Annotated in this window: 14 protein-coding genes and 1 pseudogene; 10 read left to right on the top strand and 5 right to left on the bottom strand. The window is 61.8% G+C overall.

The genetic code is table 11. From position 1 onward, the window contains the following. Together HP499_RS11185 and HP499_RS11180 are read right to left on the bottom strand one after the other, a co-directional pair. Nucleotides 1-325, bottom strand: a pseudogene (locus tag HP499_RS11185) (LytR family transcriptional regulator); the annotation flags it as partial. Nucleotides 326-519: 194 nt separating this feature from the next. Continuing rightward, nucleotides 520-2184, bottom strand: coding sequence for an alkaline phosphatase (locus HP499_RS11180; protein ID WP_172324145.1), 1665 nt, complete (start codon nt 2182-2184; stop codon nt 520-522). A 125-nt stretch (nt 2185-2309) separates the two neighbouring features. On the opposite strand from HP499_RS11180, the gene paaA reads away from it, so the two are divergent. Genes paaA through HP499_RS11150 form a run of 6 tightly spaced genes read left to right on the top strand, consistent with a single transcriptional unit; the run spans nt 2310 to nt 7237 of the window. Then, nucleotides 2310-3305 carry a 1,2-phenylacetyl-CoA epoxidase subunit PaaA gene (gene paaA, locus HP499_RS11175; RefSeq protein WP_172324144.1) on the top strand — a complete coding sequence of 332 codons (996 nt, stop codon included), beginning with the start codon at nt 2310-2312 and terminating at the stop codon, nt 3303-3305. Then, nucleotides 3305-3733 carry a 1,2-phenylacetyl-CoA epoxidase subunit PaaB gene (paaB, locus tag HP499_RS11170; RefSeq protein WP_172324143.1) on the top strand — a complete coding sequence of 143 codons (429 nt, stop codon included), beginning with the start codon at nt 3305-3307 and terminating at the stop codon, nt 3731-3733. Before paaA ends, paaB begins: the two co-directional genes overlap by 1 nt. Beyond that, nucleotides 3730-4659, top strand: coding sequence for a 1,2-phenylacetyl-CoA epoxidase subunit PaaC (gene paaC / locus HP499_RS11165; protein WP_172324142.1), 930 nt, complete (start codon nt 3730-3732; stop codon nt 4657-4659). The genes paaB and paaC overlap by 4 nt, the downstream gene beginning before the upstream one ends. A gap of 5 nt (nt 4660-4664) precedes the next feature. Further along, on the top strand, nt 4665-5234 hold the full coding sequence (gene paaD, locus HP499_RS11160) for a 1,2-phenylacetyl-CoA epoxidase subunit PaaD (protein ID WP_172324141.1): 570 nt from the start codon (nt 4665-4667) through the stop codon (nt 5232-5234). A gap of 8 nt (nt 5235-5242) precedes the next feature. Next, the gene (paaE, locus tag HP499_RS11155; protein WP_172324140.1) at nt 5243-6448 is read left to right on the top strand and encodes a 1,2-phenylacetyl-CoA epoxidase subunit PaaE; all 1206 of its coding nucleotides are present in this window, start codon (nt 5243-5245) and stop codon (nt 6446-6448) included. A gap of 9 nt (nt 6449-6457) precedes the next feature. Further along, nucleotides 6458-7237 carry an enoyl-CoA hydratase/isomerase family protein gene (locus HP499_RS11150; protein ID WP_172324139.1) on the top strand — a complete coding sequence of 260 codons (780 nt, stop codon included), beginning with the start codon at nt 6458-6460 and terminating at the stop codon, nt 7235-7237. 96 nt (nt 7238-7333) lie between these two features. On the opposite strand, the gene HP499_RS11145 is transcribed toward HP499_RS11150, so the two are convergent. After that, nucleotides 7334-8875, bottom strand: coding sequence for a PQQ-binding-like beta-propeller repeat protein (locus HP499_RS11145; protein ID WP_172324138.1), 1542 nt, complete (start codon nt 8873-8875; stop codon nt 7334-7336). Nucleotides 8876-9138: 263 nt separating this feature from the next. On the opposite strand from HP499_RS11145, the gene HP499_RS11140 reads away from it, so the two are divergent. From HP499_RS11140 to HP499_RS11125, 4 genes are all read left to right on the top strand, one after another. Beyond that, nucleotides 9139-10359, top strand: a complete 1221-nt coding sequence (locus tag HP499_RS11140) for a glutamate--cysteine ligase (RefSeq protein ID WP_172324137.1) — start codon at nt 9139-9141, stop codon at nt 10357-10359. Nucleotides 10360-10371: 12 nt separating this feature from the next. Then, the gene (locus HP499_RS11135) at nt 10372-11757 is read left to right on the top strand and encodes a M20/M25/M40 family metallo-hydrolase (RefSeq protein ID WP_172324136.1); all 1386 of its coding nucleotides are present in this window, start codon (nt 10372-10374) and stop codon (nt 11755-11757) included. A gap of 159 nt (nt 11758-11916) precedes the next feature. After that, nucleotides 11917-12648, top strand: coding sequence for a GAF and ANTAR domain-containing protein (locus HP499_RS11130; protein WP_172324135.1), 732 nt, complete (start codon nt 11917-11919; stop codon nt 12646-12648). Then, nucleotides 12635-12964 carry a hypothetical protein gene (locus tag HP499_RS11125; RefSeq protein WP_253951529.1) on the top strand — a complete coding sequence of 110 codons (330 nt, stop codon included), beginning with the start codon at nt 12635-12637 and terminating at the stop codon, nt 12962-12964. Before HP499_RS11130 ends, HP499_RS11125 begins: the two co-directional genes overlap by 14 nt. Before the next feature lie 25 nt (nt 12965-12989). Here HP499_RS11125 and nhaA read toward each other — a convergent pair whose 3' ends face one another. Both nhaA and HP499_RS11115 read right to left on the bottom strand, forming a co-directional pair. Next, entirely contained in the window at nt 12990-14357 is a 1368-nt protein-coding gene (gene nhaA / locus HP499_RS11120; RefSeq protein WP_253951528.1) for a Na+/H+ antiporter NhaA, read from the bottom strand. Nucleotides 14358-14442: 85 nt separating this feature from the next. Further along, nucleotides 14443-15032, bottom strand: a 590-nt coding sequence (locus HP499_RS11115; protein WP_172324134.1) for a BCCT family transporter, incomplete at its 5' end; no start/stop codon positions are given.

Genomic DNA, 15032 nt, shown 5'->3' with positions numbered 1-15032 from the left:
CGGCGGAAGCGTCGGTTTCGACGTCCACCTCGGAGGACCCGCGGGTATCGCTGCCCATCACCAGAATGTTCATTGCAGCTGTGCCGTTAGTGGGTTCGGGCTTTTGTGGCCTGGTCGATTCCTCGGGGAATGCCGCGTCGATCTTGGTAGTGCCGGAGTTGAAGGTTTGCGCCAGATTGAATACATAGGCGCCGGCAACCAGGCCGATGACGAGTACCGCAGCCGCGAAACCAATGAGGACGTTCCGTGCAGTTTTCTTGCCACTTTTCCGATGCTCGGAAGGGGTCGTCTCGGAGGAATTTTCGGTGTCTGTTGGCAGCGTCATGGGTTCCTCGGTATCGGCATCAGGAGTGTTGATTCTATCAAGCCCGAAAATCATCGGTTTGAGCTGGAGAGTTTGGCAGGATGAAATGCGTTCCCGGTTGCCCATCCAATAGCACTATTGATTGAGCATAATGCGATTGAAGCCCCGGCCAGGTACTTATCGGCCGGGACTTCGTCACAGAAGAATCTTCCGTCTTACCGCTCCGGGGTAAGCGCCTTCGAGTACAACACCGCACCGTTGGCGTTACGAAGACTCACGGTAAAGACGCCGTCGTCGGCAAGATCCACATGCCCGAAGTACTGGTTTTCACCATCGCGCGGTGACTCCCCGGGGAAGCGCCCGGCCTTGGCGAACAGAACTTCCGGCCCAAAGGTCTTGTCCATGTCGCTCGGCCCAAAGGAGCCCGCGTTGATCGGCCCGGCCACGAACTCCCAGAAGGGATCGAAGTCCGTGAAGGAGGCCCGCTCCGGGGAGTAGTGGTGGGCGGCGCAGTAATGGACGTCTGCCGTCAGCCACACCGTGTTCTTCACGCCAAACTTCTTGAACGCCGAAAGCACGCCAGCGATTTCCAGTTCCCGGCCCAAGGGGGCGCCGGGATCGCGATTGGCCAGGCTTTCCTGGTTCACTGAGCCGTCGGGGACGATGATGCCGAGTGGCAGGTCTGCCGCGATCACTTTCCAGGTCGCCTTGGATTTGCGGACTTCCTTGATCAGCCAGTCCACTTGCTCCTGGCCCAGGATATTGGTGGCGTAGGGTTCCTTGCCGTCGGTGTTGGGTGATTTGAACGTCCGCATGTCCAGGCAGAAGATGTCCAACCGCGGGCCGCGTGAAATCTTCCTGTAGATGCGCGCAGGCTGGTACTGTCCGGCGTCGAACGTTCCCGGGCGCCAGAGCGCCGCGGCGTCGGCGATCGGCATGTTTTCCTGCCAGGCCTGCCGGCCGCGGGCGGCGAGGACGTTGACGTTGCGCTCGGTGTAGCGGGGGTCGTCCAGGATTTCGCCGGGGTACCAGTTGTTGGTGGTCTCGTGGTCATCCCATTGGGCGATCACGGGAACGTCGGCGAACATGGCGCGCATGTTGGCGTCGAGGGAGTTGTAGCGGTGCCTGCCCCGGTATTCCTTGAGGGTTTCGGCTACCTTGGTGACTTCTTCGGTGACGATGTTCCGCCACACTTGGCCGTCCTTTTCGGTGACGGTGGCGGCGATGGGGCCATCGGCATAGATGGTGTCGCCGGAGTGGATGAAGAAGTCAGGGCGGGTGGCGTGCATGGCTTTGTAGCCGCGCATCCCGCCAAGTTCCTCGTTGATGCCCCAGCCTTGGCCGGCGGTATCGCCGGTCCAGACGAAGGACTGCGCGTACGACGACGACCTGCCGCCCCCGCGCGCGTCGTCAGCGCCGCCGTCGTGCTTTCCCTTGGCTGAACCGGGCGCTGTGCTGAACGCACCGCGGACTGATTCGCCTGCCCCGTTTTCGTCCTCGAAGTTCAGCTCCAGTGCGAAGCGGGTGCCGGCGGGGAGCCCCGTGGCGTGGATTTTGGCGGTGAAGTCGCTGGCCTCGGTGGCCAGTGGCCCGCGGATGGTGCGGCTGAAACCGTAGCGGCCGCGAAGAATCTCGCCGGAGTCGTCAACCGCCTGCAGCAGTGCGGTGAGGCGGCCGGGGCCTGAGGCGCGGGACCAGAGGACGGCGGAGTCGGTGGTGACGTCTCCGGTTGCGATCCCGGTGGGGAGCGTCAGCCGTTTTCGGACCAGTGGTACAGCGGATGGTGTGGCGGATGCGGGTGCCGCGCTGGTGGCCAGGCCGGTCAGTGCAAGGCCTGCGAGGGACGTTTTGACGAGGGTGCGGCGAGTGAGGTCAGTCATGCAGTCCACTCTTGTCAGGGCCTGTGAACGGAAAGTGAGGTGGAGGTAAAGGAACCCGGACCTTGACTGAAAACGTCCGCTCCGCATATTCTGAACGAACGGTCGGTAATTTATTAGGAGCAACCATGGCATCGCAGAATCTGCAGTCAGTGCCCGCTGAGCTGTCCCCGGAAGAGCAGGAGCGGGAGGCAGCCGGACAGGCGTATTTTGATCGCATCATTTCGGAGGACTCGCGCATCGAACCGCGCGACTGGATGCCGGCGGCTTACCGCAAGACTCTGCTGCGCCAGATCTCGCAGCACGCACACTCGGAAATCATCGGCATGCAGCCGGAAGCCAACTGGATCACCAGGGCACCGAGCCTGAAGCGCAAGTCCATCCTCATGGCCAAGGTCCAGGACGAGGCCGGCCATGGTCTGTACTTGTACTCGGCCGCCGAGACCCTGGGCCAGTCCCGGGACCAGATGATGGAAGACCTCATTGCCGGAAAGGCCCGGTACTCTTCCATCTTTAACTACCCCACCATTTCCTGGGCTGACATGGGAGCCATCGGCTGGCTTGTTGATGGCGCCGCCATTTGCAACCAGGTGCCCCTGTGCCGTGCCTCGTATGGTCCTTATGGTCGCGCAATGGTGCGCATCTGCAAGGAAGAGTCTTTCCACCAGCGCCAGGGTTTCGAGATCCTGCTGGAACTGGCCAACGGCACGCCTGCGCAGAAGCAGATGGCCCAGGACGCAGTGAACCGCTGGTACGCGCCGTCGCTGATGATGTTCGGTCCGCCGGATGATGATTCGCCCAATTCCAAGCAGTCCATGGCCTGGAACATCAAGCGCTTTTCCAATGACGAGCTGCGCAGCCGGTTCGTCGGCATGATGGTGGAGCAGGTCCGGGTCCTCGGCCTGACCTTGCCTGATGAGGACATCCGTTTCAACGAAGAAACCAAGAAGTGGGAGCACGGGCCCTTGGACTGGAACGAGTTCAAGGAAGTCCTGGCAGGCCGCGGCCCCTGTAACTCGCAGCGCGTCGAGCGCCGCCGTGAGGCACATGAGAATGGTGCCTGGGTTCGCGAAGCCGCTGTGGCCTACGCCCGCAAGCAAGCACAGAAAGAGAACGCAGCATAATGGCTCCCCACGGTAATCCGGAAGCACCGGCCAGCGCCGCCAGCGAAATCAACCGCGAGGCCCCCAAAGTTGCGGCCACCAACGCTGAACGCACGACGACGACACCCGCCTCAGCCCCTGACGTCACCCCGCGTGGCGCCCACGAAGAGTCTCCGTGGTCCCTGTGGGAAGTCTTCGTCCGCTCCAGCCGCGGCCTGTCCCACGTCCACGCAGGTTCCTTGCACGCACCGGATGCCGCCATGGCCCTCCGGAACGCCCGTGACCTCTACACCCGCCGCAACGAGGGTGTCTCCATCTGGGTTGTCCCGGCCGAGGCGATTTCCTCCAGCGATCCCGACTCCAAGGGCTCTTTCTTCGAGTCGCCGCAGGGCAAGGACTACCGCCACGCGACGTACTACACCAAGAGCGAAGGCGTGAAGCACCTGTGAGCACTCAAGAAACTGCCAAAGACTCTGACTTCGCCATCGAAGGGCACGGCGATATCTCCGTGGGCGTCCACGGCGCCGGTGCATCCGGTGACGGCTCGGCCAGCGCCACCCGCATCACCCCGGGCAACGCGCTGCGTCCGGAGGACATCGCCCTGGAAATCAGCCGCGGACAGGTCAAGCCCACCGAAGATGTTGCAGAGTTTGCCCTGCGGATCGGCGACGACGGCCTGATCCTCGCCCAGCGTTTGGGCCACTGGATTTCCCGTGCTCCCGAGCTTGAAGAGGACATTGCACTGGGCAACATCGCGTTGGACCAGCTGGGCCATGCGCGCTCATTCCTCACTTATGCCGGTGCCGCTTGGGGCAAGTCCGAGGACGACCTCGCCTACTTCCGGCGCGAGCATGAGTTCCGATCCGCACACTTGTTTGAACAGCCCAACGGCGACTTCGCAGTCACCATTGCCCGGCAGTTCATTGTGAGCTACTACCAGTACCAGCTCTACACCGCACTGACCGGGTCCTCGGACGCCACCTTGGCAGCCATCTCCGCGAAGGCCGTCAAGGAAGTGGATTACCACCGCGATCACAGCGCCCAGTGGGTACTGCGACTGGCCGGCGGCACGGACGAGTCCCGCGCACGCATCATCCAGGGCTTCAAGCTCGTATGGCCGTATGTGGACGAACTTTTCGAGGACGATGAACTCACCACCCGCCTTGCCGAGGCCGGCGTTGCGGTTCAGCCTTCCAGCCTCCGCGCGGAATTCGATCGGCTCACCGGCGACATCATGGCCGAGGCCGAGCTGGACATCCCTGGTGTCCCGCAGTCACTCGGCGGCGGTCGCCATGGAAAGCATTCCGAGTTCCTGGGCTACATCCTTGCTGAAATGCAGGTCCTGGCCCGCGAGCACCCCGGCGCGGGCTGGTGACCAGCATGGCAACGCAGACGCGCACGCAGCAAAAGACCGCCGAGCAGCGGGCCTGGGACATCGCGTCCACGGTCTGCGATCCGGAGATCCCCGTCCTCACCATTGAGGACCTGGGGATCCTCCGCGGCGTGCGGGTTGTCGACTCACCAGACCCGACCCCAACATCAGGCCGACACGACGACGGCGCAGCACCTGCCGCCGTCGAGGTCACCATCACGCCCACCTACTCGGGCTGCCCGGCGATGGACGCCATCGGAGACGACTTGCGGACAGCCTTCGAAAAGGAGGGCTACGCGAGCGTGCACATCAACCTGGTGCTCTCCCCGGCGTGGACCACTGACTGGATGACCGAGTCCGGCAAAGCCAAGCTGGAAGAGTACGGGATTGCCCCGCCCACTGGCATGGCTGCCGCGGGTGGCCATTCCGGTCCTGTCCGTTTGAGCCTGGCTGTGAAATGCCCGCAGTGTTCGTCGTTGAACACCAAGGAACTCACCCGCTTTGGTTCCACGTCCTGCAAGGCGTTGTTCGTCTGCCAGGACTGCAAGGAACCGTTCGACTACTTCAAAGTCCTCTAAGGAATTCCATGACCACCGAAACCCAGACGGCCAGCCGCCGTCGTGCGTCTTTCCACAACCTGACCGTCTCGGAAGTCCGGCGCCTGACGGACGATGCCATCGAGGTCACGTTCGGGGTTCCGGCCGAGCTTGCCGGACAGTATGACTACTTGCCCGGCCAGTACGTGGCCCTTCGCACCACGCTGCCGGATGAGCAGGGCGAGCCGCACGAAGTTCGCCGCAGCTACTCGATTTGCGCAGAGCCGCGCAGCTTCGAAGACGGCAGCAGCGAGATCCGCGTGGCCATCAAGAAGGACCTGGGCGGCCTGTTCTCCACCTGGGCAAACGCCGAACTCAAAGCCGGCGATGTCCTGGACGTCATGAGTCCACAGGGTGCTTTCATTTCGCGGCACGGCAAGGACGGCGCCTCGGTCCAGCACAACGTCATGAACTCCATGAACCACCCGGAGGAATTGGCGGGGGAGCCGGGCAACTTCGTGGCGATCGCCGCTGGCTCGGGCATCACGCCGGTTATCGCCATCGCCCGCACGCTGCTGGCGGCCAATCCGGAGACCACCTTTGACCTGGTGTACGCCAACAAAGCTGCCATGGACGTCATGTTCCTTGAAGAGCTGGCGGACTTGAAGGACAAGTACCCGTCGCGCCTGGCGCTTCACCACGTGCTGTCCCGTGAGCAGCGCATCGCTCCGCTGATGACCGGGCGCATTGATTCGGAGAAGCTGCAGGCGTTGCTCAGCAGTGCCATCCGTTCCGAGGATGTGGACGAATGGTTCCTGTGCGGGCCGTTCGAGTTGGTCCAGTTGTGCCGCGACACGCTCGCTGCCCGCGGCGTTGAGCCCGAGCACGTGCGTTTTGAACTGTTCACTACCGGCCGTCCGGACCGCCCCGAAGGCAATGCCGGCCGCCCGGTGGTGGAGGACGAGTCGCAGGATACGTACAAGATCACCTTCACCCTTGACGGGCTCACCGGCGACGTTGCCAGTCCTACCCACGCCCGCGAATCCATCCTCAACGCCGCGTTGCGCGTCCGCCCGGACGTTCCCTTCGCGTGCGCAGGTGGTGTTTGCGGCACCTGCCGCGCCAAGTTGATCACCGGTACGGTGACCATGGATGAGAACTATGCCCTTGAGCAGGACGAGCTGGACAAGGGCTACGTCCTGACCTGCCAGTCCCACCCCACCAGCGAAGAAGTTACCGTCGACTTCGACGTCTAAGGAGTCCCCATGATCGAGCTCTCCATTGCCAACGGTATTGCCGAAATCGTCCTCAATTACCCGGACAAGCTGAACTCGCTCAACGAGGACGCGCTTGCCCAACTGGACAAAGCGTACGACGACGCCGCTGCCGCCGCCTCACGCGGTGAGGTGCGGGCGCTGCTGCTTCGCGGTGAGGGCCGTGCCTTCTGCGCCGGCCGCGACATCTCAGGAGTGACACCGGAAACCGATGATGCCCAGGCGTACCTTGGCGGACTCGTGGAACCGTTGCTGAAGAAGATGGCCGCATTCCCCGCACCCACGTTTGCCGCTGCCCACGGCGCTTGCCTGGGGGTGGGGTTGGGGCTGTTGCTGGCCACGGACGTTGTATACGTTGCGGACAACGCCAAGTTCGGTTCACCCTTTGCCAAGCTCGGGGCCACTTTGGATTCGGGCGGGCACTGGTACTTCACCGAGCGCTTGGGCATGCACCGCACACTTGACCTGATCTACACCGCCGACCTCATTTCCGGGGCGGAGGCTGTGGAGCAGGGGATGTTCAGCCGGGCGATGCCGGCGGATTCCTTGTTGCCGGTGACCCGGGAGATCGTTTCCCGTGTGGCCCTTGGGGCGACCGAGGCGTTCAATGCCTCCAAGGAACTGGTGGCCCACATCCGGGACCAGCGCCTTGGCTTGTGGGCTTCCATGGCCGAGGAAAACACGGAGCAAGCACGTCTTTGCAAGACCGATGACTACGCCGAGGGTTTCCGTGCCTTCCAGGAGAAGCGGGCACCCGTTTTCAAGGGCTAGCTCCCACTTTCGCTGCCGGATCCCGCCCTTGTTCGCTCCCCTCGCAGCAGTGCGCTGAGTGGGACGGACAAGGGCGTGTTTCGTGGGCCCAGTGGCCTAGACGAAGTCCTTAAGGAGCTTGTACCCGGCCACTTTTCCTTCCAAGGAGATCACGGCAGTGTCCTGGTCCGGAGTGCTGACGTCCGTGAGTGCGCCGTACGTCAGTGCCGGCACCGCCGTCCCGCCCTTAGTGCAGGGAAACGCCGTGTACGAGCCGGAGCCGGGACTATCCGTGTAGGGGCCATCAGGAGGCATGACGTATGTTGTGGCCTTCAAGCAAACAAACACGTCTTCGAACGTGGTGCCCCGATATTTACCTGTACGGGTATCCAGGAGGTTTGCGCTCCAAAACGTGCCGGCAATGACCTGATCTCCGCGGCTCACCGAGGGCAGGAGCCCATACGAGTCCCAGGTCCGCGACTCCACGGGTTTGATTTCCCAAGCCACTTCGCCCGTAAGGGGGTCGTAGCCAACCAGTTTCGTTTGAGCGCTCCGGTACTTTCCTGCGGGAAATTCAATGAAGCCCTCTGTGTATTCGCAGCGGACGGGAAATGCATCGCCGTCCTCCAACTTGGTGCCCACGGTTCCGATCGTCTCGGCGCACTGCACCTGCGTGCCGTCCGCCGTCCATAGAACCCGTCCACTGGAAGCCCGGAAGCCCACCGTTTTGGTGGTGTCGCGAAGGTTCATTGAAAAGGTTTGTTCAGCGAACTTATCCGGAGAGAAATCGGTGGGATTGATGCCGACCGATCCTATGTAAAGGTCCAGCTTTTCGGAGTAGATGAAGTGCCTGCCAAAATCGGTGGAGGCACCCTTGCCAAAGACCTTCTCTATCTCCACTTCCCACAGGACCTCGCCGTATGCCACGTGGGCCAGCTTTTCAACTCCGTCCGTCACCACCGAGTACAGCTCTTTGCCCACAGGCTGGAAAACCCCGGTGAGCGGGTTGATGTCAGCACCCCCGGACTCCTCACCGGTTTCAATGTCCACCCAGTGTTCAACTGACTGGGTGTTCTCATCAAAGGCTATAAAGCACAGGTCGAGGAGTCCGTCGCAGGCAAACGGACGGGTGCTGACCAGCTCCGGCCGTCCTCGGTACAGCTCCTTGCCGGTGCTGAGGTCAAAGGCAACAGGCGCAGTCCACCACGCCACGTCACTGTCGAGCCCGGCAGGAACAGAAGCCGCCTGCAGGAAGATCGCGGCGCTCCGGCCCGAGGCTGTCTTGCTGACGACAGGCTCCAAAGGTACTGAAGGAGCTTCGTATCCCGGATGAACGGGCTGCGTCCACAGCTGTTTGCCGTCAGCGATTGAGAAAGCATGAGCATTCACACCGGTGGGCGTAGACGCATAAACCAAGGCAACGCCGTCGGCAACTACGGGCTGGCCGATCGGAGTGAGCGCAACTTCCCATGCCGCCGTCGCGGTTTCTGTATTTCTCGCCGCCGGAGCCGCATTTGCAGGCGGCGTGGTTGCCGGGGGCTCCACTGGCAGGGGAATCATGGTGCACGCCCACAGCATCATCGCGGCGCCCACGGCGGCGATCCGGAATCCAATGGACGTGATGCCGGCAAGGGCCCGCGAGGATCGGGACTGAATCATGGTTCCCCCAGGAACGTCAATGGTTCAGCACCCTAAGTGCGTGGTTCCAAACCAAAAAAGGCCATCAAGATGTGGCTCAAGTAGAGAATACAGCTCGTCCCATCCGATGCGCTTTTGTTTGCCTTCCCGCCACGGGAAGCGCAGGCTATGATCAATTGATCAGTATGCTTAGTTTTGATATAAAGCTGACTATGACTCGTGCATAAGGGTCGTTCGCCCAACGGCAACGCACCCAGCGGAGCCGCCACCCTTCAGGAACTGCAATGGACACTTCATTCAGAGGCACAAACCGCACGGCACGTCAGGGCCGGCTCCGGACTTTCGGGGTCGAAGAAGAATTTCTGCTGGTTGACCCCATATCCGGCAAAGCGATGCCGCTCGCTGAACAGGTCTTGATGCAGGCCATGGGCGTCCCGGAATCGGGACCGGCACTGGGACCGACGCTGGCCTTGGAAGTCAAGCAGGAACAGATCGAGGTTGTGGGTCCCGTCTGTTCTACGTTGCAGGAGTTGGAAACCGGCATCCGCGCGGGACGTTCCTTGGCGGACGAAGCCGCCCGTAAGGTGGGCGCAAGGGCAGTGGCCCTGGCAACAAGTCCGGTTGCCGGGCTGCCCACGGTGGTCCAACAGCCCCGATACCTCACCATGGCCAGCCGGTTCGGGCTGACGCTCCGTGAACAGCTCACCTGCGGTTTCCATGTGCACGTCCAGATCACCTCCGGTGAGGAGGGTGTGGCTGTCCTGGATCGGATCCGTGTCTGGCTGCCTCTGCTGTTGGCCTTGAGCACGAACTCGCCCTTCTGGCAGGGGAGCGATAGCGGCTATTCAAGCTTCCGCTACCAAGCCTGGAGCCGGTGGCCGACGGCGGGACCTTGCGAAAGGTTCGGTTCCGAGCGTGAGTACCGGCGTTACGTTCAGTCGTTGCTGGCTTCCGGGGTGCTGATTGACGAAGGCATGATCTACTTCGATGCCCGTCTTTCCCGGAACCATCCCACAGTGGAGGTACGCATCGCCGATGTTTGCATGGAGGCTTCACACGCGGCCGTCATCGCCACAATTGTGCGGGCGCTTGTTGAAAAGGCTTCACAGCAGTGGCGGGCAGGTGTTCTGGCGCCACGCCTCACTGCAGAGCAGTTAAGACTGGCTGCGTGGAAGGCGAGCGAATCCGGCGTCGAAGGCATGCTGCTGCATCCCCTGCTGAATACACCGTGCCCGGCAACCGAAGCTATTCAGGTCCTTCTGAAGCACATCCGGCCGATTCTGGCCGGTAGCGGAGACGAGCAGCGGGTGATGACGACGGTGGCCAGGATGCTGTCTTCCGGAACGGGTGCGCAGCGTCAGCGGGACGTCATGATGCGTACAGGTGACTTGGCCGCAGTGGTGAGGGACGCCGTCGAACGCACCCACGGTGCTGCGGCACCCCAAGGTGCCCCGGCACCCTCTGACCGAAGCCGACGGCGGCTGCAGGCTACCGAATCGATCTAAGGAGAGCGGGGAATGCGGCACGAGGATGATGTTCGGGCTTACCTGCAGGACCACCTGCCAGGTTTCCTTGACCGGCTTTCGGAATGGGTCCGGATTCCGTCGGTAGCCGGCGTCCCTGAGCGGAGGAAGCACCTGACGCGTTCAGCCAACTGGTTGGCCGGAGAACTTCGGGATATCGGCTTTCCCATCACTGAAATTTGGGAAGGATCCCAAGGACCTGCGGTCTTCGCGGAATGGATGGGGGCGCCCGGGGCCCCGACGGTCTTGATCTACAGCCACCACGATGTCCGGGCGGTCAAGGAAGAAAACTGGGACCAGACCGACCCGTTCAGCCCGGTATTCCGCGATGGCCGGCTCTACGGCAGGGGTACCTCCGATGCGAAGGGCCAGGTGATGGCTCACCTCTGGGGTTTGCGGGCGCACTTGGCGGTCACCGGCCGGAAGGCGCCGGCTGTGAACCTCAAGCTGATAGTGGAGGGCGAGGAGGAGGCCGGCTCTCCCGGCCTGGCGGCCATGGTCCGCAATCACCGTGAGCGCCTGAAAGCGGACGTGGTGATTTTTTCTGACACCCTGCTGTGGAAGGCCGGCCACCCTGCCATCTGTACCAGCGTTCGGGGCCTGGTCTCCGTGCACTTGGAGGTCTATGGGCCGCGGGCCGACATTCATAGCGGGGCAGTATCCGGACCTGCACCTAATCCGGCCCTCGAGATGAGCAGAATGCTTGCCGGCCTCCATGACGAGAAGGGGCGCATCGCTTTTCCTGCCTTCTACGACTGCGTGGAGGTCATCCCGACCAAACGCAGGCAGGAGTTGGCGGCCCTTGACTTTGACCCGGAAGACTGGCTGGCCCGTTCACGCACGCGCAGTATCCGGGAAGAGGCCGGCTACACAGTTCTGGAGCAGCTGTGGGAGCGCCCGGCGTTGGAAGTCATAGCGCTGGTGGCGGGAGACCCGGTAGGGGTGAAGCGGGCGACAGTGCCGTCCATGGCATCTGTTGACCTGACCATCCGAACTGTCGCGGGCCAAACCGTGCCAGAGGTTGCGTTCCAAGTCAGGCATTGGTTTGAAACCATGAAGAGCAACCACTACGACTACCAGTTGGCAGTGGACACCGAAACGGCACAGGAACCATACCGGACACCCGAAAACCCTGTCCTCGACGCCCTGTCCATAGCCATGGCAAAGGGTTTCGATGTTGACGAAGTGGGACGTATGGGCAATGCAGGGGGAGGCCCCGCCGAGTTGTTGTCCACGGCGTTGGACGTGCCGGTGGTCTTCTTCGGCACAGGGCTGGTTGAGGACAACTGGCACGACAGTGATGAAAGCGTCTGCGTTGACATCCTGCGGGCCGGGGCCGCCACCTTGGCTTTCCTCTGGGATGAACTTGTCAGTTCCTGAGTGCCGCCCACGGCCGGACTGATGGTTCCAACGGCATGCCCGTTGACGAAGCGAATCACGCTGTGACTATTCTGAGAATGGATCGTTGAGACGATCAGGTCCAGCAAGCGGCCTCAGCTATGGTGCGGGAACTTGGGTCCCGCGAAAGGTCTTTGTCCTATGTCCCAGCAACTTCCCTTCGACGAACTGACCCTGACTCTTGCCCGGATCAAAGGCTTGCTCCTGACAGAGGAAAAGGTGGACCGGGCTGTTCAATTACTGGCCGAAGGAATCCGTGATGCCTTCCCCGGCAGCGCAGGAGCCGGTGTGTCCCTGATAGACGAGCAGGGCAATAGAACCAGCGCCGGGGCAACCGATCCCCTGGTGATTCAAGGGGACCAGTCCCAGTATCGGCTGGGGGAGGGCCCGTGCCTGAGCGCGTGGGCAACGGAAAGCACAGTGATCGTTGACGACGCGGGGACCGATGACCGTTGGCCGCAATGGGCTGAAGAAGCGCGGGAACTGTCCATCGCGTCCGTCATCAGTGTCCCCTTGGTACGTGGAACCAGATGCCTTGGAGCCATGAAGCTCTACGCAGCAGCCCCTGGAGCCTATGGCCAAACGACGGCTCGTTCCCTGAAGAAGCTCGCTGAGTCCGCAGCTATCCTGCTGGACAACATACAAACTTCCGAAACTCCGAGGCGCCTCAGCGAAGGTCTGGTGGGGGCGTTGACCAGCCGGGACGCCATCAGCCGCGCACAAGGTTACCTCATGGGTCAGCGCGGCATGACCGAGGAGGATGCCGTCAGGGAGCTGCTTAATCTGTCCCAGGAGTCCCAAGAGTCTTTGGCCTCCGTCAGCGCCGAAATCCTCAGGGGTGGGAGGAAGGAAGGCTCTTATGACAGAACCTGAGCGGAACAATTGCGAGGGACTGTCTCTTCAAGAACAACTCCAGCTCAAGGGCCTGCGCAAAGCCCTGACAAACGCCGGAATTCCTCATGAGGATTTATGGTTGCGCTACTTTTCCATTGGCGGGATGGTGGGCGAATACGAAGTGGACGCCTACCTTCAGTCGCTCCACTCGCTGCCGCCGCTGCAAAGGGACCTGCTGGCACACGCGGCAAATGAACTGATCGACGAATTGCCGGCCCGTCCCCGGGCGCCCTACACGGAACAGGTGTCTCAGCGCCGTTCACACCTGCGGGGCGAAGGGCGGCAACAGCGGTAATCGTTCATCTTGCAATAGCGGTTCCTCAGGGACGGTGCTCCTGCTGGTAAACGTCCGGAATGCCGTCTTCATCGGAATCCACCGCCTCCTCGGCCTCGGCAATGCGGTACTGGCGGTTGCGTGTGCTCAGGACAATGGAAGCCAAAATGGCGGCCAGCAATGAAGCAGCCAGAATACCCACTTTGGCGTGATCGTCGTGGATGCTCCCTTGTCCGAAGCCGAGTTCGGCTACCAGCAATGAAACGGTGAAGCCGATTCCAGCCAGCATGGACACACCCAAGACATCTATCCATTTGAAGGAGCTGTCCAAGGATGCCTTGGTTATCTTGGTGAGCAGCCAGGTTGTTCCGAGGATGCCGATCGGTTTGCCCAGGACGAGCGCAACAATGATGCCGATGGCTACAGAGCCGGACAACGCTGTTCCGAGGCCCTCCCAGCCGCCCACTGCGACGCCGGCCGAGAAGAAGGCGAAAACCGGGACGGCGATCCCGGCGGATATTGGCCGGAAGCGGTGCTCGAAGATTTCGGAGAGCCCGGGGCCGGCATTTGGTCCCCCACTGGCTTGTGAGCGAATCACCGGAACGGCGAACCCCAGAAGCACACCGGCAACCGTGGCGTGGATGCCGGAGGCATGAATGAGTGCCCACACGGCTACCCCCAGGGGAAGCAGGATAAGCCAGGCTGCCACGGGCTTGGTGCCGAAGAACCGACGGTATTTTTGGGCCAGGAAGGTGTAGGCGCCCAGCGGGATCAAGGCGAAGAGCAGCGGCGGGAGTTGGATGTCAGTGGAGTAGAAGATGGCGATGATGCTGATGGCGATCAGGTCATCGACAACAGCCAACGTCAGCAGGAATATCCGCAGACCGCTGGGCAGATGTGAACCGATGATCGCAAGCACCGCCACTGCAAAGGCAATGTCCGTGGCAGTGGGTATGGCCCAGCCGCGGAGAGTTTCCGGGCTGCTGGCGTTGATGAACGTATAGATGACGGCAGGAACAATGACGCCGCCGGCTGCCGCTGCAATGGGGACTATTGATTTGCTGAACTGACGAAGGTCTCCGGCGACGAACTCACGTTTGAGTTCCAGTCCTACGAGAAAGAAGAAAATGGCCAGGAGGCCGTCGGCTGCCCACGCGCCGAGGCTAAGTTCCAGATGCCAGGGCTCGTAGCCGATCTTGAGGTCGCGCAAGGCAAAGTAACTGTCCGCAGCAGGGGAGTTGGCCCAGATAAGGGCTATTACTGCGCCGGCAACCAGCAGGGCGCCGCCCACTGTTTCTTTGCGGAGGATTGCTCCAATGCGGAGCGATTCGGCGTAGCTTCCGCGACCGAGGATGGAGGAACGCGGAGGGCCGGACGGGTGGTTCATAAAAGTGTCCTCTGCAGGGGGCGTCATTACACACTCTCCATTGACCAGGAAGGGAGGTGCCCGCAACGAACTGCGGGCACCCCCTTTTTGGGAGAAGAGGAGCGATCTCTACTTATTTCCGTTTCCCCGGGGAAGAAACGGAGGATGTGGTGTCCTGGACGGTTTCCTCCTCCGAGGCCAATCGTTCACTGAGCTGTGCTTCCACTGCCTCGGTGACTTGCTCCGCAAAGTGCTCCTGGTAGTGCTCTTGGACGGAATCGTGGATCTGCTCCGCCACGTGTTCCTGGTAATGCTCTTGGACGGAGTCCGCCATGGAATCCTGCACGTGTTCGGTGACATGGGCGGTCATTTGGTCGCGGGCAAGTTTGCGCTGGGCCCGCATCAACGCAACATGTTCTCTATGGAAGGCCTTGGCAGTGGAGATACACATCAAGATGATCACCACGCTGAAAGGCACCGCCGTCAGAATTGCCGCCGTCTGAATCGCCTGGAGGCCGTTGGCCAGAAGCAAAGCGATGGCTACCGCAGCAGCTGCCAGGGCCCAGAAGATCCGCAACCAGTTCTTGGGCTCAGCATGGCCACCGGTGGAGATCATCCCCATCACCAGTGCGCCGGAGTCTGCCGAGGTGATGAAGAAGATGGCGATGAGAAGAATGGCGCCGATGGTGAGGAGGGTTCCGCCGGGAAGGTCGCCCAGGAGGC

Origin of the sequence: Paenarthrobacter sp. CM16, from assembly GCF_013179505.1 — a bacterium.
Lineage (GTDB): Bacteria > Actinomycetota > Actinomycetes > Actinomycetales > Micrococcaceae > Arthrobacter.
This window is presented reverse-complemented; position numbering and strand designations above follow the sequence as displayed.